Annotated in this window: 14 protein-coding genes and 1 pseudogene; 8 read left to right on the forward strand and 7 right to left on the reverse strand. The window is 72.7% G+C overall.

Annotated features, from left to right (window positions below; genetic code table 11):
• Nucleotides 1-190 precede the first annotated feature (190 nt).
• The 3 genes from F7R91_RS09560 (at nt 191) to F7R91_RS09570 (ending at nt 2,859) form a co-directional block, all read left to right on the forward strand.
• Nucleotides 191-772, forward strand: a complete 582-nt coding sequence (locus F7R91_RS09560; RefSeq protein WP_150946871.1) for an Rv1733c family protein — start codon at nt 191-193, stop codon at nt 770-772.
• A 154-nt stretch (nt 773-926) separates the two neighbouring features.
• Nucleotides 927-1,895, forward strand: coding sequence for an acetylxylan esterase (locus F7R91_RS09565; RefSeq protein WP_150946553.1), 969 nt, complete (start codon nt 927-929; stop codon nt 1,893-1,895).
• Nucleotides 1,896-2,124: 229 nt separating this feature from the next.
• Entirely contained in the window at nt 2,125-2,859 is a 735-nt protein-coding gene (locus F7R91_RS09570) for a GntR family transcriptional regulator (RefSeq protein WP_150946555.1), read from the forward strand.
• Between the two features lie 51 nt (nt 2,860-2,910).
• Here the strand turns inward: F7R91_RS09570 and F7R91_RS09575 are convergent, their stop codons facing one another.
• A complete protein-coding gene (locus F7R91_RS09575; protein ID WP_150946557.1) occupies nt 2,911-3,798 on the reverse strand; it encodes an MEDS domain-containing protein in 888 nt (295 codons plus the stop codon).
• Between the two features lie 103 nt (nt 3,799-3,901).
• Between F7R91_RS09575 and F7R91_RS09580 the strand changes: the two genes are divergently transcribed.
• The gene (locus F7R91_RS09580; protein ID WP_150946558.1) at nt 3,902-5,980 is read left to right on the forward strand and encodes an ATP-binding protein; all 2,079 of its coding nucleotides are present in this window, start codon (nt 3,902-3,904) and stop codon (nt 5,978-5,980) included.
• 17 nt (nt 5,981-5,997) lie between these two features.
• On the opposite strand, the gene F7R91_RS09585 is transcribed toward F7R91_RS09580, so the two are convergent.
• A complete protein-coding gene (locus tag F7R91_RS09585; RefSeq protein WP_150946560.1) occupies nt 5,998-6,723 on the reverse strand; it encodes a class I SAM-dependent methyltransferase in 726 nt (241 codons plus the stop codon).
• A 113-nt stretch (nt 6,724-6,836) separates the two neighbouring features.
• Here F7R91_RS09585 and F7R91_RS09590 point away from each other — a divergent pair, with 113 nt between their 5' ends.
• On the forward strand, nt 6,837-7,241 hold the full coding sequence (locus tag F7R91_RS09590) for a nuclear transport factor 2 family protein (protein WP_150946562.1): 405 nt from the start codon (nt 6,837-6,839) through the stop codon (nt 7,239-7,241).
• 753 nt (nt 7,242-7,994) lie between these two features.
• On the opposite strand, the gene F7R91_RS41940 is transcribed toward F7R91_RS09590, so the two are convergent.
• Nucleotides 7,995-8,231, reverse strand: a complete 237-nt coding sequence (locus tag F7R91_RS41940; protein ID WP_191971418.1) for a hypothetical protein — start codon at nt 8,229-8,231, stop codon at nt 7,995-7,997.
• Nucleotides 8,232-8,250: 19 nt separating this feature from the next.
• Here F7R91_RS41940 and F7R91_RS41945 point away from each other — a divergent pair, with 19 nt between their 5' ends.
• Nucleotides 8,251-8,910: a glycoside hydrolase family 16 protein gene (locus tag F7R91_RS41945; RefSeq protein ID WP_191971419.1), complete on the forward strand. Its 660-nt coding sequence runs from the start codon at nt 8,251-8,253 to the stop codon at nt 8,908-8,910.
• Between the two features lie 90 nt (nt 8,911-9,000).
• Here F7R91_RS41945 and F7R91_RS09600 read toward each other — a convergent pair whose 3' ends face one another.
• The gene (locus F7R91_RS09600) at nt 9,001-11,862 is read right to left on the reverse strand and encodes a SpoIIE family protein phosphatase (RefSeq protein ID WP_150946567.1); all 2,862 of its coding nucleotides are present in this window, start codon (nt 11,860-11,862) and stop codon (nt 9,001-9,003) included.
• A gap of 195 nt (nt 11,863-12,057) precedes the next feature.
• Entirely contained in the window at nt 12,058-13,302 is a 1,245-nt protein-coding gene (locus tag F7R91_RS09605) for a cytochrome P450 family protein (RefSeq protein WP_150946569.1), read from the reverse strand.
• A gap of 392 nt (nt 13,303-13,694) precedes the next feature.
• Between F7R91_RS09605 and rho the strand changes: the two genes are divergently transcribed.
• Both rho and F7R91_RS09615 read left to right on the forward strand, forming a co-directional pair.
• Complete coding sequence (gene rho / locus F7R91_RS09610; RefSeq protein WP_150946571.1) at nt 13,695-14,834, forward strand: transcription termination factor Rho; 1,140 nt, start codon at nt 13,695-13,697, stop codon at nt 14,832-14,834.
• Between the two features lie 111 nt (nt 14,835-14,945).
• Nucleotides 14,946-15,824 (forward strand): annotated as a pseudogene (locus F7R91_RS09615) (D-alanyl-D-alanine carboxypeptidase family protein); the annotation flags it as partial.
• An 86-nt stretch (nt 15,825-15,910) separates the two neighbouring features.
• Here the strand turns inward: F7R91_RS09615 and F7R91_RS44505 are convergent.
• Nucleotides 15,911-17,233, reverse strand: a complete 1,323-nt coding sequence (locus F7R91_RS44505; protein WP_456243064.1) for a glycosyltransferase 87 family protein — start codon at nt 17,231-17,233, stop codon at nt 15,911-15,913.
• Nucleotides 17,230-18,624, reverse strand: coding sequence for a polyprenol phosphomannose-dependent alpha 1,6 mannosyltransferase MptB (gene mptB / locus F7R91_RS09625; protein ID WP_150946575.1), 1,395 nt, complete (start codon nt 18,622-18,624; stop codon nt 17,230-17,232). Before mptB ends, F7R91_RS44505 begins: the two co-directional genes overlap by 4 nt.
• Between the last annotated feature and the right edge of the window lie 95 nt (nt 18,625-18,719).

Raw genomic sequence — 18,719 nt, forward strand, 5'->3', positions numbered from 1 at the left:
GCCGTCCCGCCGTATGCCCGAGGCCGTTGCGGCTGAGTGCCCGGCGTTTCACCGCGGCGCCGCCGGGCACTCCTGTCCGGCGGTGGAAAACGCCGTCGGGCGGTTCTGTACGCCCGTTGGTGAACGATGACTGCGGACGGATACTGAATCTGTGCGAGCACTCGCAGGCGTGCGCGGTGCGGAGGTCGACATGCGAACCCGGGTGCGCGGCTGGCGCTGGCGGCGCAATCCGCTGCGGCGCCGGTCGGATGTCGTCGAGGCGTGGACGGTGCTGGCCGTCACGCTGTTGCTGCTGGTGGGCGCTCCGCTGGCCGGGGCGGTCGCAGGCTGGTGGGCCCATGACGACGCGCGCGCCGTGGCGGCGGCACAGCGCGCCGAGCACCACCGGGTGCGGGCCGAGGTCGTCGGCAGGACCCCCGACACGCTGCCGTCGGTGAGCGGCCGGGAGCACTCGTACCGGGTGACCGTGCGCTGGACCGAGCCCGGCACCGGTGCGCGGACGGCCACGGCGAGTGTTCCGGCGGGTACGCACCGGGGTGACAGGGTGGTCGTGTGGTTCGACTCCCGGGACCGGAGTGTGCCCCCACCGCCCGACGAGACCGCGGTCTGGCAGCACACCGTCACGATCGGCGCGTGCGCGGCGGGAGGCGCGGCGGCGGTGGTCCTGCTCGGGCAGTCCGCCGTACGTGCCGTGGCCGTCCGGCACCGGCTGGCCGAGTGGGAACGCGAGTGGGCCTTCACCGAGCCACGGTGGACACGCCGTCGGGCGTGACGGGCGTTTCTCGGCCGTCCCGGCCGTGCCGACCACGCTGATCGGCCAAGGTGTGCTCTCGCAGACGGGCCCGCAGCGGGCGCCCTGGCGAGTGGCCCGACCGTCCACGTACGGTGTGATCATCCGTACTCGATCTCCGCAAAGGCGGTTCTCCATGGCCCTGTTCGACCTTCCGATCGACGAGCTCCGCGAGTACCGCAGCGAGTCCGCCGAGCCCGAGGACTTCGACGCGTTCTGGTCCAAGACGCTTCAGGAAGCGCGCGAGCACGACCTGAACGCCCACTTCGAACCGGTCGACACGGGACTGACGACGGTTCGGGTGTACGACGTGACCTTCGCCGGGTTCGGCGGTCACCCCGTGAAGGGCTGGTTCACGCTGCCCGCCGAGGTCGCCGCGCCGGTGCCGGTGGTCGTGGAGTTCGTGGGGTACGGCGGCGGGCGCGGACTGCCGCACGAGCATCTGCTGTGGGCGTCCACGGGGCGGGCGCACTTCGTCATGGACACCCGCGGCCAGGGCAGCGCCTGGGGCGGTGGAGGCGGGACCGCCGACCCGGTGGGCGGCGCGCCCGCGTTCCCCGGTTTCATGACCCGGGGCATCGACGCTCCCGAGAACTACTACTACCGCCGGGTGTTCACGGACGGGGTGCGTGCGGTGGAGGCGGCCCGTTCGCATCCGCTGGCCGATCCCGCGCGCACGGTGGCCGTCGGGGCGAGCCAGGGCGGCGGCATCTCGATCGCGGTGGGCGGGCTCGTCCCGGATCTCGCGGCGGTCGCTCCGGACGTGCCGTTCCTGTGCGACTATCCGCGCGCGGCGACGCTCACGGACCGGCACCCGTACCGGGAGATCGGCAACTACCTCAAGACGCACCGGGGCCGCACCGAGCAGGCCCTGCGCACCCTTTCCTACTTCGACGGTGTGCACTTCGCGGCGCGCGGCCGGGCACCCGCGCTGTTCTCCGCGGCCCTGGAGGACCAGACCTGCCCGCCCTCCACCGTCTTCGCGGCCTTCAACGCCTGGACGCACGACGACAAGACGATCGAGGTCTACGACTTCAACGACCACGAGGGCGGCGGGCCTTACCAGCAGGCGGCCAAGCTGCAGTGGCTGCGGTCGCGCGTCTGACGGGTCCGTACGGGCCCGACCCGCGGGCTTTCGGTCACGAAGGCCTCGGCGGCTCCTGGTGTCCGGCCGCCCCGAAGGCACGGGCATCACTGGGATGCGCGCAGAATGCAGCGGATCCGGTTTCGGCCGAACTGTCGGGCCACCCTTCCCTGATGGTTTAGACCAATGCTAGATCTGGTGGCGCACCGAGTCCGCACGACTACCGCACGTCACCAACAGGAGGCGCGGCATGGCCCGCACCACCCATGACCACCCGCTCCCCGAGGAGCCGTTCTACTGGCGGATCGCCAGGGAGTTGCTCGGGGAACTGCGCGACGGAACCATCCCGCCCGGGGAACGCCTGCCGGGCGAACGGCAGTTGGCGGAGCACTTCGGGGTCAGCAGGGCGACCGTACGGCAGGCCCTCGACGTACTGCGGCACGACGGTCTGATCACCACGGACCGACGCGGCAGTCACGCCACCCTGCCCGGCCTGCCGGTCGAGACCCCGGCCTCGCTCGCCTTCCCGGTCGGCGCCCGGGACGCGGACCCCGGCGCCGACCGGGCCACCGTCACCTGGGAGACCCCGCCGCCGGAGCACGCCCAGGTCCTCGGGCTGGCCCCGCACCGGCCGACCCTGGTGCACCGCTACGAGTCCGCGGGCGCCGACGGGCGGGGCCGGCGCAGCGCCGTGACGTCCTTCTCCGCCGTGGCCCTTGCCGAGGTGGAGGAACTGGGCCGGTACCGCGACCGCGCCGACGGCGAGGCCGAGGCAGAGCTGCGGCGGGTCTACGACTGGATGCGCCGGGCGGGTCTCACCCTGCACCACCGGGACGCGATCACCCCGCTCGCCGACGTGCCGTCGGTACGGGTCACCCGGCGCGTCCACGACCAGTACGCCCGGCCGCTGGAGGTCACCGACCTGGTCGTGGACGCCCAGCAGGACGCGCTGGTCTACGAGTTCACGCTGCCGGGGACGGACTGACCGCAACGGGCGCCGGGGGTGCGCCCCGCTGCCGCCGGGACTCACCAGGGGTCAACGAGTCGGCTCCGCCGGCTCGATGAGCAGCCCGGGCACCCGGTCCCAGCCGGTCACCCGCATCAGCCGCCGGACATGAGGGGCGACGCCGGTCAGCACAAGGGTGCCGCCGGCCGCACTCAGACCGAGCGCCGAGAACACCAGCAGGCGCAGCGCGCCGACATCGATGAAGTGCAGGTCGCGCAGGTCGAGGCGGGCGTGGACGGTGGGACGGGTGCGTGCGCGGGCCGTCTCCGCGTGCACGGCACGGGCGAAGGCCGTGACGTTCGTGTCGTCGACCTCGCCGGCCAGGGCGAGGCCCGGGGGCGCGAAGGTGCGGGTGATGGCGAGGATGCCGTCGCGCCAGACAGGGTCGGCGACGGCCCGGCCGTGGTGCAGGCCGTCCAGCGGGGCGAGTTCGCTCTCGTCGAAGATCCGGCGGTCGTACTGGCAGATGCCGAGCACGGGCAGGGAGGCGAACACGGGGTCGAGCAGGAGCTCGCTGTCGTGCAGTGTCTTGAGTCCTTCTCCGGCCCCGGCGCGCGGGATCTCCGCGCACACGCGCAGGCCGAGAAACCCGTCGCCGACCGCGCGGCGCGCCTCGCTGCGGACCACCTCGTCCAGGTCCCACAGCCCCTCCGGTCCCGCGAGGTGCGCGTCGACGCGCAGCCGGCCGGCCACGATCTCCTCGTCGACCCGGCAGCCGTGCGCCTCCAGGAAGGACAGGGCAAGGCCCGCCGGGATCTCCACGGGCGGCAGCAGCAGTCCGCGATGGCCGCTGTCCAGGCCGTCGAGCAGGAACGCGGCGAGGACGGTCTCGCGTTCCTCGTCCGTGTCGTAGCCGAGGAGCAGATGGTCGCCATGACGCATCTGTCCCACGGTTCTCACAGCGGGTGCGACGGACATGCCCGCACCTCCCTGGGTGTGCCGACCGCATCCACGCTACGCCGGGAGCGGGACTCGTGTGAGGGGTTAGGGTGCCGCCATCGGTTCCGGGTGAGGGGGGACGATGGCGGCCTCAGTGCACGGCGGCAGGATCGGCAACCTCCCCGCCGAGGCGAACGCGTTCATCGGCCGACGGCTCGAACTCGCCGAGATCTCAGGACTGTTGGGGACCGAGCGGCTGGTGACACTGACGGGGCCCGGGGGTGTGGGCAAGTCCCGGCTGGCGCTGCGGGCCGCGCATGCCGCCAAGGACGAGTTCCCGGGCGGTGCGTGGCTGGTGGAGCTGTCGGAGCTCAGGGACGCCGACCTGCTGGCCAACGCGGTGGCACAGGCGACCCGGCTCACGGAGCAGACGCTGCGACCGCTGCTCGACGCGGTCTGCGAGCACCTCGCCGGGGCACCGCTCCTCCTGCTCCTCGACACATGCGAGCACGTCCTGGACGAGTGCGCAAGGGTGGTGCAGGAACTCCTCGCGCACGTCCCCGAGTTGCATGTCCTGGCCACCAGCCGGCAGCCGCTGGGCGTCCCCGGCGAACATCTGCTGGCGGTGGCCCCGCTGCCGCTCGGTGAACACGACGACGCCGTGGCGCTGTTCGCGGCCCGTGCCGCCGCGGCGGTGCCGTCCTTCACACTGACCGAGGCCAACCGGGCACATGTGGCCGCGGTCTGCGCCCGGCTCGACGGCATGCCGCTCGCCCTGGAACTGGCCGCCGTACGGTTGCGGGGGTTTCCCCTCGACCGGCTTCTGGAGGGGCTCGACTCCCGCTTCGACCTGCTGGTCTCGCCCGCCCGGCCGCGCCTGGCCCGGCACCAGACGCTGCGCACCGCGATCGGCTGGAGCCACGAGCTGTGCACCCCGCTGGAACGGCTGCTGTGGGCCAGGCTGTCGGTGTTCGCCGGCGGCTGGGACGTCGAGGCGGCCGAGTTCGTCTGCCACGGCGGGCCGCTGGACGCCGAGGAGATCCTCGCGCTGCTCGCCTCGCTCACCGAGAAGTCCATCACGACCCGGGACGGTGAGGGGGCGGCGGTGCGCTACCGCATGCTCGACACCGTCCGCTCGTTCGGCGCCGAGTGGCTGACCGGGCTCGGCGAGGAGGAGGCGGTCGGACGGCGCCACCGGGAATACTTCCGGTGGGTCGCCCGGCAGGGCGAGGCGGAGTGGCTCGGCCCCGGACAGCGCATGTGGGCGGAGCGGCTGACCGCGGAGCACGCGAACCTTCGGGTGTCGATCGAGGCGTCCCTGGCGGCGGAGGAACCCGAGACCGCGCTCGAACTCACCGGTTCCCTCTGGTACTTCTGGTTCGCCTGCGGTTTCGCTGAGGAGGGCCGCGGCTATCTGGAGCGGGCGCTGCGGCGCGCCCCCGAGGGCGGCGGGCCCGAGCACTCCCGCGCCGTGTGGGCCCACCGGCTGGTCACCGTCGTCCCGGACGATCTGGAGGCGGCGGAGTCGGTGAGCGCCGCCTATGTGTGGCTCGCCGAGGAGCGCCGTCTGCCGGTGTCCGCCCTGCCGTTGACGGGGGCCAGTCTGGCCGTGCGCGGCGAGTCGGCACGCTCGGCGGTCCTGTACGGCACCACCGCGGGACGGAGCCCCGCGGGCGACGGAGGCGCCGAGTTCCACCACCTGCTGACGCTCGCCCTGCAGGCGTATCTGCTGGCGAGCCAGGCAGCGTTCGAGCGGTGCGCGGTGGTCGCCGAGCGGCTGCGCGCGGACTGTGCCCGGCGCGGCGAGCTGTGGATGCGGGCCTGGGGCGACTTCTTCATCGCGCTGGCCGGGATCGGCCTGGGCCGGGCGGAGGAGGCACTGGGTCCGGCGCGGGAGGCGCTGGCCGCCAAGGTGCGGGTCCATGACCGGCTCGGCGCGGCCGCAGTGGCCGATCTGCTGGTCGCCGCGCAGGCCGCGCACGGCGAGGAGGAACTGGCCGCACGTCTCCTCGGCGTCAGCAGGAACCTCTGGCACTCGGCGGGTCTGCCGCAGCTGGGCGACCCGAGCTCGACGGTCTTCCACCGGGAGTACGAGCGCCGGCTGCGGGCGTTGCTGGGCGAGGCGCCGTTCGCCGAAGCGGTGCGTGAGGGCGGCGAGTTGGGAACGGACGCCGCGATCGCGCTGGCACTGGGCGGTGTGTCCGGGCCCATGGGGCTCTGATTCGGCTGCGCGGTCGGCTAGGCAGGTCGCCGGGCCACCACCATCCGCACTCGCGGACTGCCGTCGGGCCGCCGCCCGAACTCCGGAAGGACCTGGAGATCCACCCGGAATCCGGCGCGCTCCAGCTCCCGCAGCACATCGCCGAACCGGGAGGCGCGGTAGTACATGACGAACCGCGGGCGCCACACGGCATTGCGCAGCCGCATCACGGCATCGAAGCCGAGCAGCATCCAGAAGGCCCGCGAGGACGGGCGGGGCGGCGCGAGGACCGGGAACACGAAGCGTCCGCCGGGCCGCAGCACGGAGTGGACCTGGGCGAACAGCCCCGGCAGCTCGCCCGGCAGAAAGTGCCCGAACGCCCCGAAGCTGACCACGAGGTCGAACGCGGGCCCGAACGGCAGGGCACGGGCGTCCGCACGCACCCAGGCGACACGGGGCCCCGCGACCGGTGTGCGTACGCGGGCGACATCGAGCATGCCGGCACTGAAGTCGACCCCGGTGACGCTGCGCCGGCACACCCTCGCCAGCACTGCCGCCCCGGCGCCCGTCCCGCAGCACAGGTCGAGGCCGTCGTCGAACCCCCCCGTCCGCTCCAGCGCCGAGGCCACGGCGGTGAGCACCGAGTCGGGCGTACGGAAAGGGGTGTGATCGAACTTCGGGGCGAGCAGGTCGTAGCCGCGCTCGACCGACGACAGCGCTTGGACGGCGAGTTCTCGCAGGCTGGGACCTTCGGGGCTGAACATCGGGGCCAGCTTAGGCGGAACGCGTCACACCGGCGAAGCACCTATGGACAGGGGAACGGCCGATCACTAGCCTCATCCGCACCTATTCAATTAATTGACTATGGGGTGATGTCATGCGCGCGTTCCGCGAGGCGGTCGAGGCCGGGGACATGGACGCCGTCGAGGCGCTGCTGGCGAAGGACGTCGTCTTCACGAGCCCGGCGGTGTTCAAGCCGTACGCCGGCAAGGCGATCACCGCGGCGATCCTGCGCACTGTCGCGCAGGTCTTCGAGGACTTCCGGTACGAGCGCGAGCTCGCCGGCTCCGACGGCCGCGACCACGCGCTGGTGTTCACGGCGCGGGTGGGCGACCGCGAGCTGTCCGGCTGTGACTTCATCCATGTGAACGAGGACGGCCAGATCGACGCACTGACTGTCATGGTGCGCCCGCTGTCGGGTGCCCAGGCCCTGGCGACGGCCATGGGCGCGCGGTTCGACGAGATCACGAAGGAGGCGGAGGCACGGTCGGGTACCAGCTGACGGCACATCAGGCAGGCGGCTTCGGCGCGCCCCGGCCGCCTGTCGAACCACAGCATCCAGGCATATAAAGGGACACATCCACCGCCAGGCGTCAAGCAGGGGCGAACCAGCCCCCCTCGGCCCACTTCCGTTCGCAATTAGGCCGGTTGCCCGATTTCAACCCCTATAGAGGGAAAGGGAATCCGCTATGGCACACATCACAAGGCCGCCCCGGATTCCCTCAACCGTCCCCCGATGCCTACGCAATTGAGAACAGGAGGACCCACCGAACCCACCCCTGCGGCATGAACGGTGGTTGCGATCAGGAAATTACCTCCCGCAAAGTCCAGTCCGGTCGGGGTCGCCCGACGCGACCCACTGCCGGACACGCGGGGGGAAAGGTCCACCACACATGCACATGACCAATCCGAAAAGACGCCGACGCCGGTTCACCACGGCCCACAAGGTTGCGCCACTTCTGATCGCCGCGGGAATCATCGCCGCCGGCACCACGGCACAGGCGACCCAGTCGTCATCGACGTCGCCGAAAGTGACCGTCGATTCCCTGTCGCTTTCGCCGGCAGCAGGCGGCCAGCTCAAGGCGACCGCGAAGGTTCATTCCTCCCGCACGATGAGTGTGCAGGCACTGACGATCGCGGTACGCTCCGCCGACAGAACGAACTACGATTTCCCCGGCGCGATCGCGACGAAAATCCGCCCCGCCGGAACCACCTTCACCTCGGGCAGCCGCACATTCCCCCAAGGCACGTACACCTATTTCGTGGCGTACAAGACCGACGGCAGGTGGCACAACCTCTCCCCGGTGAAGACGTTCACCTCCGGCAGCGCAACCGCGTCCCCGAGCCCCACGGCGAGCACGAGTCCGACGCCGACGTCGGTACCCGCCCCGAGCACCCCGAGCCCGACCGCCACGTCCGGCAGCTCCACGCCGACAGCGACGCCGACGCCCACCCAGCCCGCCGCGAGCAGCGCGGGCGCTCCGCTGGGCATCCCGGGTACCTGGCGGCAGGTGTTCGGTGACGAGTTCAGCGGCACCACGCTCGACTCCACCAAGTGGAACCCGAACTGGCTGGGCTGCCCCACATGCATCACAAAGCCGGTCAATTCGGCCGAACTCGGTGCCTATGCCCCGTCCCAGGTGAGCGTCAGCGGCGGCTCGCTGCACCTCACGGCCATTCAGCAGCAGACCACGGCCAACAACGGCCAGACGTACGCGTACCGTTCCGGTCTGGTCGAGAGCAATGGCAAGGCCGAGTTCACCTACGGCGCCTTCGAGGCCAGGATCTACTCGCCCGCCGCCCCCGGCACCACCCAGATCGCCAACTGGCCCGCATTCTGGACCGACGGGCAGAACTGGCCGACCGACGGTGAAATGGACGTCATGGAAGGGCTGAGCGGCAAGGCCTGCTACCACTTCCATTCTCCTGCGGGTGGCCCCGGCGGCTGCGCCTCCGGCGATTTCACCGGATGGCACACCTACGGTGCCGAATGGAAGCCGGGTTCCGTCACGTACTACTACGACGGAAAGCAGGTCGGACAGATCACCACCGGAATCACGTCGGCGCCGATGTACCTGATCCTCAACAACGGCGTCAGCGATCAGCACGGCGGTCCGAGGCTGACTCCCGCCGACATGATGGTCGACTATGTGAGGGTCTGGCAGCACTGATCCGAGCGCCGCTCTCTCCGCATACCCTGGGCGTCACGGGCCGTTCGCCGCGGCCCGTGACGCCCATTTGCTGCAGCGACGGCTCTCCCTTCACGGCAAGGGCTGCTCCGCCCAGATGATCTTGCCTTCGTGGCTGTAGCGGGTCCCCCAGCGGTCGGTGAACTGGGCGACGAGGAAGAGCCCGCGACCGCCCTCGTCCTCCGACTTGGCGCGTCGCAGCCGGGGCGAGGTGCTGCTGCCGTCGCAGACCTCGCAGATCAGCGCGCGGTCACGGATCAGGCGCAGCTGGACCGGGCCGGTCGCGTGACGGATCGCGTTGGTGACCAGCTCGCTGGCCACGAGTTCGGTGGTGAAGGCCAGTTCGTCCAGGCCCCAGGCGGAGAGCTGCTCGATGACGGCCGCCCGGGCGCGGGACACCACCATCGGCTCGCTGGGCAGATACCACTGCGCGACCCGCTCGGGCCCCAGGGCGTGCGTCCGGGCGACGAGGAGAGCCACGTCGTCGCTCGGCCGGTCCGGCAGCAGCGCGTCCAGGACCGCCTCACAGGTGTCCTCCGGTGTCCGGTCGGCGCGCGCCAGGACGCAGCGCAGCCGGTCCAGTCCCGAGTCGATGTCCTGGTGCCGGTCCTCGATCAGCCCGTCGGTGTACAGCACCAGCTGGCTGCCTTCGGGCAGTTCCAGTTCGACCGTCTCGAAGGGCATCCCGCCCAGCCCGAGCGGCGGCCCCGACGGCAGGTCGACGAACTCCGCCGTTCCGTCCGGCCGTACGACCGCGGGGAGCAGGTGCCCGGCACGGGTGAGGGTGCAGTGCCGGGACACCGGGTCGTAGACGGCGTACAGGCAGGTGGCTCCGACGATTCCGGAGTCCGGCGGTGCGTTCTCCATCTCCCAGCCCTCGCCGCGGTCGAGCCGTCCGACCAGATCGTCGAGGTGGGTGAGGAGGTCGTCGGGGGGCAGGTCCAGCGAGCAGAAGTTGTGCACCGCGGTGCGCAGCCGGCCCATCGTGGCGGCGGCGTGCAGTCCGTGGCCGACCACGTCGCCGACGACCAGCGCCACGCGGGCGCCGGACAGCGGGATGACGTCGAACCAGTCGCCGCCGACCCCGGCCTGCGCGGGCAGATAGCGGTAGGCGGCCTCGACGGCGCTCTGCTCGGCCCGGCCCCGTGGCAGCAGGCTGCGCTGTAGGGTGAGGGCGGTGTTGTGCTCGCGGGTGTACAGGCGGGCGTTGTCGATGCACACGGCGGCGCGTCCGGCCAGTTCCTGGGCCAGCGACAGGTCGTCGTCCTCGAAGGGGGCGGGCTTGTCGGAGCGGTAGAAGCTCACCACGCCGAGGGTCGCGCCGCGGGCCCGCAGCGGCACCGTGATCAGGGAGTGGATGCCGGCCGAGAGCACCCGTTCCAGCCCCGGCGGATCCTGGGCCGTCCAGCCGGTCGCCTCGGTCAGTGCGGGTTCGAGCACCGACCCTCCGCTCTCCAGGCAGCGGGCCTGTGGCGTGGACGGCAGGTAGCGGACCTTGTCGCCGACGCCGTACAGGTGGGACTCCTCGTGCACGGCGCCCAGGGCAACCCGGCGCAGCGGGCTCTCGGCACCGAGGGGACCCGGCTCGTCGCCCCGCAGCACGGAGTCCGGCAGGTCGACCGCGGCGAAGTCGGCGAACCGGGGCACGGCCACCTCCGCGAGTTCCTCCGCGGTGCGGGCGACGTCCAGCGTGGTGCCGATCCTGCCACCGGCGTCGTGCAGCAGCTCCAGGCGCCTGCGGGCCAGGAGGGCCAGCCGGCCGACGCCCGGCTCGCCGACGAGGAGCAGCCGGCGGTCTGCACCGAGGCCGTCCCCGTCACCGTCCTCGACCGCTCCAGGTCCCGCAGGGGGCACCGACCAGGTGGGTGAGAGGGGCGACGGGAGGGCGACACCCGGTGCGGCGGCGATGCTCACGAACGGCACGGTCCCCGGCGCCGCATCGGCCGGCACGGGCGCCGCAGAGGCGGCCGGGGCCACCGGCACGACCGGCACGTCCCAGGGCACACGCGGACCGCCGAGCACACGGACCTCCACGACCACACCCGTCTCACCCGCCGCACCCATCACCTGGCGGCGCAGCAGGACGGCGGTACCGCCGCCGGGCAGGGTCACCTCCTCCAGGGTGCGCTGCGGGGAGGCGATGAGTTCCTCGGCCCTCTCCCGCAGGAGGGCGAGGTCGATCCGGCCTAGCTCCCCGCAGTCCTGGCTGGTCCCCCGGCCCACCGCCGCGGTCTCGGGCTCCGTCAGGGGCCCTGCCGCGCGGGGCCCGGCCCGCCGGTACGCGGCGAGAAGCGCCCGCTCCCGCTGCGTCGCCTGCTCCAGCAGCCGCGCCTCTATGGCATGGGCGGCCTCGCGGACCAGCCGCACCATCGTGGGATCGCCCTGGTCGCGCAGACAGGTGAGGTCGAGTACGGCCTCGATGTGCCCGCTGAGCGGGTCGCGGACGGGCGCGCCCGCACAGGCGAAGGGCTGGAGACAGTCGGCGAAGTGCTCGCGCCCGGCGACGTAGACCGGGCCGCGCTCGGCCAGCGCGGTGCCCACACCGTTGGTGCCCACGACCGGCTCGGAGGCGTCGAAGCCGGGGGCGAACCGCACCTCGTCGAGCAGGTCGCGCAGCCGGGGGGCTCCGCCGAGCCGCTGGACGACCCGGCCCCGGGCGTCGCAGAACACGACCGTCATGCCCACATCGGCGAACGACTCGCTGAGGTCCTTCAGGACCGGATCGGCCGCCGGCAGGAGCCGGTGGTCCAGCACGAGATCCGGCGCGTAGCGGGCCGCCGGCCGGTCCGGGCGGAGCCCCGCGTACCTGCACCGCTTCCAGGAGTCGAGCACAGGGGCACGGACATCCGAGTCGACGCGCGCGCCGGCCAGAAACCGCTCATGGGCATCGACGAGACCGCCGATGTCGTCCCAGGCGACGGACAACGGGATCACTTCCCTAGCCCGGGGCGGCCGGGTCACGCGCCGCCACTCGGCACACCCGCCTGCGGGTCCCCCGGGCGCCTTCACCCTAGACCCTCCGTGACACACATCACAACATCGGTTGTCGGCCCGGGTCCGGGCCCTGAGCCACACCGACGGCCACTGCCCGGCAGGGCCGCCCCGGGCTTCGTACGGCAGGTGTGCGGCTCAGGGAGTCGGCCGGACGGGAAGCGCCCTCACACTGTTGCCCACAAAGCTGGAGTGACGGGGAAGTTCACTCTCGGGCACGGCGAGGTCCAGGCCGGGAAAGCGGGTGAACAGCCGCTCCAGCGCGATGCATGCCTCCAGCCGGGCCAGCGGCGCGCCGAGGCAGTAGTGGGCGCCGTGCCCGAGCGAGAGGTGCCGTACGGCGTCCGGCCGGGCGGGCCGGGTGACGTCGAACCGGTCGGCGTCCGGGCCGTGCGCGGCCGGATCGCGTCCGGCGGCGGAGTACCCGGCGAGGACGGGCGTGCCCGCGGGTATCACCGTCCCGTCGACCGTCAGGTCCCGCACCGGGTACCGGAAGGGGAAGTAGCTGACGGGCGCGTCCCAGCGCAGCGTCTCCTCGACGACGTCGCTCCAGCTCGCCTCCCCCTTCAGCACGAGCCCGAGCTGGTCGCGGTGGCCGCACAGCGCGCGTACGGCGTTGGTGATCAGGTTCAGCGTGGTCTCGTGACCGGCGATGATCATCAGCACCAGGGTGCCGATCAGCTCCTCCTGGCTGAGACGGTCGCCTGCGTCGTCCCGCGCGGCGATGAGCGCGCTGGTGAGGTCGTCACCCGGCCGCCGGGCCGGGGCGGCGGCGATCTCGGCGAGGACCGCGACCAGTTCCCGGTTGGCGGCGACGGCCTTGCTCGGCGCGATGTCGGTGGCGACGACCTGATGGGACAGCTGGTGCAGGCGCTCGCGGTATTCGGCGGCGACACCGAGCAGTTCACTGATGACGCCCATGGGCAGCGGCATCGCGAAGTGCCGCCGCAGATCGGCGAGTCCACCGCCCGCCTGGGCCGCGCGGCCCAGGTCCTCCAGCAGGGACTCGGTCAACTCCTCGATGCGCGGGCGCAGTTCCTCGACGCGCCGGGCCGTGAACGCGCGGCTCACCAGCGACCGCAACCGCCGGTGGTCGGCGCCGTCGGCGGTGGTCATGCCCCGCACGGTCGCGAAGGTCCTGAGCGGCCAGCCCTCGGCGATGTGTCCTTCCCGCAACGCGGTGAAGTGGCGTGCGCCCTTGGCGACTTCGGGGTGGCCGAGGAAATCCCTGAGTGCGTCATGGCCCAGTACGGCCATCCCCTCGACCTCACCGGGCAGGACGACCGGGGCGACGACGGCCCGGGAGAGCAGCCGGGCATTGGCGGCGTGCGGGCAACCGCCGGCGGGGTCCAGGCGGTGCGGTGTGCCGGGCGAGGTGTCCAACGAGGGCTCCCTGCGGGCTGGTCGAGGCCGAGCGGGTGATCGATTCTGCCCGCTCCCGGCGCGGAGCGCAGGACCGTACCTCGGCCAACATCCGGTCGGCGGCGGACGGTCGCCCCGAACGCGACCGATGGGCGTGGTACAGTGCCGTCAGCATCTGTGTACGCCCTGTTTTCCGGCGCCGATGCCAGTTCTCGTTCAGTCCGCCGCTCCACCGACCGCTTCCCGGCCGGCATGACGGCTTCTCAGCGCCACCTCACCCACCCGTAGCGCAGTCTGCCGCGGCCGAGGTGCTGTTCCCACCGCCGAGGTGCGCCGGGCGCCCTCCCCTCGCGGTCTCTCCCTTCCCTCCGCATGTCTCATACCTCTGTCCGTGAAAGGACCGACCGACCACCATGACCACCACTCTCGAACACCCTCCCGCCCAGCGGCTTCCGGCCCCGGCCGTCACCGGCGTCCTCGACATCGACGCGAACGGGAAGGGGCACCTGCGCTCCACGGACTGCCTGCCCTCACCCGGCGACCTCCAGGTCCCCGCCGCGCTCATCCGCCGCCACGGTCTGCGCAAAGGAGACCTCGTCGAGGGCGTACCCGGCACCCAGCGCGCCCTGACCGAGGTGACCGGGGTCGACGGCCGTACCCCCGAAGAACTGCGCGGCCGCCGTCACTTCCGCGGCCTCACTCCCATGCACCCTCGCGAACGGATCCGTCTGGAGCACCCGGCGGCAGGCCTGACCGGCCGGGTCACCGATCTGCTCGCGCCGGTCGGCAAGGGTCAGCGGGGACTGATCGTCGCCCCGCCCAAGACCGGCAAGACCGTTCTGCTCCAGCAGATCGCGGCCGCCGTCGCCGGCAACCGTCCCGAGTGCCGGCTGATGGTGGTGCTGCTCGACGAGCGCCCCGAGGAAGTCACCGACATGCGGCGCTCCGTGCGGGGCGAGGTGTACGCCTCGACCTTCGACCGGGCGGCGAAACAGCACATCGCGCTGGCCGAACTCGTCGTCGAACGGGCCAAGCGGCTGGTGGAGGCGGGCGACGACGTCGTGATCCTCCTCGACTCCCTGACCCGGCTGTGCCGGGCCCACAACACCGCCGCCGCATCCGGCGGCCGCACCCTGAGCGGCGGCGTGGACGCGGCCGCGCTGACCGGGCCCAAGCGTTTCTTCGGCGCCGCCCGCATGGCCGAGGAGGGCGGTTCCCTCACCATCCTCGCCACCGCCCTGGTGGAGACCGGTTCCCGCGCCGACGACTTCTTCTTCGAAGAGCTGAAGAGCACCGGCAACATGGAGCTGCGTCTCAGCCGCGAACTGGCCTCCCGGCGTGTGTTCCCGGCCGTCGACATCAGTCCGTCCGGCACCCGGCGCGAGGAACTGCTCGTGTCCCCGTCCGAGTTGACCACGATGCGCCGGCTCCGCCGCGTCCTGCAGACCCGGGACGGCCAGGGCGGCCTGGAAACCCTTCTGGAACGCCTGCGCGAGACCCCGGACAACGCGACGTTCCTGCGGCGCATCCAGCCGACGCTGCCCTCGGACTGACCGCGCCGGCCGAGAGGCAGCGCCCGTGCGGCGTGCGGCATCCGGGTGCTCGCGGGCCTCGCTCGGCCGGGGCAGCGCGGTGGGCGGCGGGTCCGTTCCTAGGTTGACCGCATGACCATCGGATTTACTTCCCGGGCGGCCGCATCGGCCTGCGCGCTGTGTGTGACGGGCCTGCTGGCGCTCACGCCCCCGGCGGCCGCCCGCACCGGGGCCGACCCGGGCCCACCCGGCACTCCGCGGGCCACGGTTCCGCAGCCCTCCCTGCTGTACCGGCCCGGTACCCGGGTCAGGCCCCGTGACGGGGCGCCGCGGGTCCCGGACGTCTCCGCACTGTCCTGGCTGGTGGCCGACGCCCGCACCGGCAACGTGCTCGCCGCGCACGACGCGCACCGCAAACTGCCGCCCGCGAGCACCCTCAAGACATTGTTCGCGCTCACCGTGCTGCCGGTGCTGCCCGGCGGCATCCGGCACGAGGTCACCGGGAAGGACCTGGCGAACATCGGTGAGGGCAGCAGCCGGGTCGGGGTCGCCGAGGGGCGGACCTACCGGGTCGCCGACCTGTGGCGCGGGGTCTTCCTCAACTCCGGCAACGACGCCGTGCACGTCCTGGCCGCACTGAACGGGGGCTGGCGCGAGACGGCCGCCCTTATGCAGACCAAGGCTCGTGCCCTAGGCGCCAAGGACACGCACGTGCGGTCACCCGACGGCTACGACACACCGGGCCAGGTGTCGTCGGCGTACGACCTCGCCGTGTTCGGGCGGGCGGGGCTGCGCAACGCGGACTTCGCGCGGTACTGCGGCACGGCCCAGGCGCGGTTCCCGGACGGCGAGGGATCGTCGTTCGGGATCCAGAACACCAACCGGCTGCTGACCGGCGCCGACGGCGTGGAGCGGTACCGCGGGCTGATCGGCATCAAGAACGGCTACACCAGCCACGCGGGCAACACCCTTGTGGCCGCGGCCCGCCGGGGCGGGCGCACGCTCGTCGTCACGGTGATGAAGCCCCGGTCGGGCGGCGGCTTCGCCGTGTACGAGGAGGCCCGCAAGCTGCTCGACTGGGGCTTCGAGGCGGCCGGTCACGTCGACCCGGTGGGGTCGCTCGACGCGTTGCGGGGCAGGCCGAGGCACGGACCGGCCGCGCTGCCCGCGGCCGCGGTCCTCCCACCGGACGACGGGAACGCCCGGTCCGGCGGACCCGGCTGGGCAGGGCCGGGCGCCATCGTGGCCGCCGCCGTGCTCGGGGCGGGCGTCATGACGCTGGCGCTGCGGCTCTTGACGGGCCGTACGGCGCGGAGTTGACCGGCCGGCAGCCACAGGAGCAGACCGAGGGTGATCCAGGTGTAGATGTTGCTGCCCAGGAGACCGCCGATGCCGGACGCGTCGTCGAACCACAGCCACACCACGCTGGTGCACAGCACCGCGTACAGAGCCCCCGCGGTCCGCGGGTGCCCGGCGCGGACCAGCACGGCGAAGGAGGGCAGCAGCCACACCAGATGGTGCACCCAGGTGATCGGACTGATCAGGCACGCGGTCAGTCCGGTGAGCGCGAAGGCGGCCGTCCAGTCCCCCGCGTCGGCAGCCCGGCGCGCCCGCACCGCCCAGACGCCCAGGACCAGCAGGACCGCCACCGCCCACACCGGGCGGTCCGGTTCGCCCAGCCGGGCCAGGACGCCCTGGAGCGACTGGTTCGAGACGTAGTCGAGACGGCCCACGCGGGTCGTGTCCCACATCGCCACCGTCCAGTAGTAGCGGGACGCGTCCGGCGCCACACAGGCCGCGAGCGCGGTGGCCGCGGTGGCCACGGCCGTGGCGAGAGCGGCGGCACGCCGGCGCCGGGCCAGCAGCAACAGGACGACGAAGAGGGCGGGGGTGAGTTTCACCGCCGCAGCGAGTCCGATCCCGACACCCGCCCAGCGCCCCCGGCCGGTCGCCAGCAGCCGGCAGTCGGCCAGCACCAGGGCCAGCAGCAGGACGTTGACCTGGCCGAAGCTGAAGGTGTCGCGCAACGGCTCGTACAGCGCGAGCGCACAAGCCGCCAGCGCGCAGCCGTACCAGCCGTACCGCCGCCAGGCCCGCCCGGTGAGGATGCGCAGCACCACGGCCAGCGCGGCAAGGTTGAGCAGCAGCGCGGCGGCGATCGCCGTCCGGGGGCCGAGCAGCGCCATCGGCAGCATGCTGACCGCCGCGAACGGCGGGTAGGTGAAGCCGTACGACGTTCCGGGCATCCGGAAGTCGTAGATCCGTCCGCCGTGGTGGATCCAGGTGTTGATGGTCCCGTAGTAGACGCGCAGGTCGAACCAGTCGCGCAGCAGCGGAACGGTCGCGGTGAAGACGCTGACGGCGGCGGCGAGGACGAGCACCAGCAGCAGCCGGCCGCGGTCGGTGGCGGGCAGTCTCATGCCGTACGTCCCAGCGCCGGCGCCTGTGCCGTCTGGTGGACCTGCCACAGCACGACCACCGCGAGCACACCGCCGGAGACGGCCAGCACCAGTTGTCCGGTGTCCGCGGGGCCGCCGCCGGGCAGGACCGCGAGCGCGAGCACGCCCGTCACGGCGGCCACCCGGTGCCGTACCGAGGCGCTGGGTGCGGCGGCCGCTATGAGGAACAGGCCCCACAGGGCGTACCAGGGGCGTATGGCCGGGCCGAACGCCGCCACCGCGGCCAGGCTGAGTCCCAGCGCGTACACGGGCCGCGGACGCAGCCGCAGCCAGATGAGGAGGACGGCGACGACGGCGGCCACGACGCCGAGGGCGTGCCAGGCCGGCACGGCGAGCGGCGCCAGGTCGCTGCCGATCCGCTCCAGCCAGGCCCGGGTGATGCGGCCGAGCAGGCTGGTGAGGGCCCAGTTGTGCGGGGAGACGGGGGTGTCGAGGGCGCGTATCCAGCCGTATCCCGTGCCGGCGACGGCCGTTGCCGCCACGGTGGTGGCCGAGGCCGCGGCCGCTGTCGTCAGGACCGCCTTCGCCGGCCGGCGTCCCGCGCGTATCTGCAGGACGACGACCGCGGCGAGACCGAGCACGGCGGGCGCCTTGACGAGCGCGGCGAGCGTGACGAGCACACCGCCCAGGGCGGGCCACCGTCCGAGCGCCGCGACCAGGCCGAGGCCGAGCAGGCCGAGCATGACGGCGTCGTTGTGGGCGCCCGCGACCAGGTGAAGCAGCACGAGCGGGTTGAGGGCGCCGAGCCACAGCGCGGCGGCCGGATCGGCGCCGCTGTGCCGGGCGAGGCGGGGCAGCGCGGCCGCCATCAGCGCCACCCCGAGCAGCGCGACGAGCCGCATCCCGAAGAGCCCGGCGGGGAGTTCACCCCGGGTGAGACCGGACAGCGCGGCCGCCACGACGAGAAACACCGGGCCGTACGGCGCACCGGTCTCGCGCCACGCCGGGGCGACCTCGTCGGCGAGCGGGCCGCCGAGCCGGGCCGGGCCGTGCGCGTACACGTCGATCTGCGCGTCGACCATGGCGCCCTGCGCGAGATAGCTGTACACGTCGCGGCTGAACAGCGGGGGCGCGAGCAACAGCGGGGCGGCCCACACGGCGAGCACGAGCAGCAGGGCGCGCGGCGTCGGCGGCTCGGGCCCGCGGATCACCCGCCCCAGCAGCGCCCAGGCGGCGATCAGCAGCACGACCCCGAAGTACACGCCGACCAGGCCGAGCGCGGCGCGCGCATCGGCCGGAGCGAGGAGTTCCCGCACGGGGAGAGCACCGGCGGATTCGCCACCTGCCGCGAGGAAGGCGGTGCCGACCAGGCCGAGTATCTGGCAGCGGCGGAGATCGACGGGGAAAGCCATGGCCAACACTCCGTCAGCGTGGCAACACCGGGTGGCCGGAAGGCGACGTGCCGCCTTCCGGGGGACGGCCTGCGTATGACCGACGTGTGATCGGC

The sequence above is a fragment of the Streptomyces luteolifulvus genome, assembly GCF_008806595.1.
In the GTDB taxonomy this organism is placed as follows: domain Bacteria; phylum Actinomycetota; class Actinomycetes; order Streptomycetales; family Streptomycetaceae; genus Streptomyces; species Streptomyces luteolifulvus.

Coding starts and splice junctions, on each gene's coding strand:
- F7R91_RS09565 (WP_150946553.1), top strand. CDS start 927: ATGGCCCTGTTCGACCTTCCGATCGACGAGCTCCGCGAGTACCGCAGC.
- F7R91_RS09585 (WP_150946560.1), bottom strand. CDS start 6,723: ATGTTCAGCCCCGAAGGTCCCAGCCTGCGAGAACTCGCCGTCCAAGCG.
- F7R91_RS09580 (WP_150946558.1), top strand. CDS start 3,902: ATGGCGGCCTCAGTGCACGGCGGCAGGATCGGCAACCTCCCCGCCGAG.
- F7R91_RS09560 (WP_150946871.1), top strand. CDS start 191: ATGCGAACCCGGGTGCGCGGCTGGCGCTGGCGGCGCAATCCGCTGCGG.
- rho (WP_150946571.1), top strand. CDS start 13,695: ATGACCACCACTCTCGAACACCCTCCCGCCCAGCGGCTTCCGGCCCCG.
- F7R91_RS44505 (WP_456243064.1), bottom strand. CDS start 17,233: ATGAGACTGCCCGCCACCGACCGCGGCCGGCTGCTGCTGGTGCTCGTC.
- F7R91_RS09575 (WP_150946557.1), bottom strand. CDS start 3,798: ATGTCCGTCGCACCCGCTGTGAGAACCGTGGGACAGATGCGTCATGGC.
- mptB (WP_150946575.1), bottom strand. CDS start 18,624: ATGGCTTTCCCCGTCGATCTCCGCCGCTGCCAGATACTCGGCCTGGTC.
- F7R91_RS09590 (WP_150946562.1), top strand. CDS start 6,837: ATGCGCGCGTTCCGCGAGGCGGTCGAGGCCGGGGACATGGACGCCGTC.
- F7R91_RS09570 (WP_150946555.1), top strand. CDS start 2,125: ATGGCCCGCACCACCCATGACCACCCGCTCCCCGAGGAGCCGTTCTAC.
- F7R91_RS41940 (WP_191971418.1), bottom strand. CDS start 8,231: ATGCCCAGCGGAGCGCCCGCGCTGCTCGCGGCGGGCTGGGTGGGCGTC.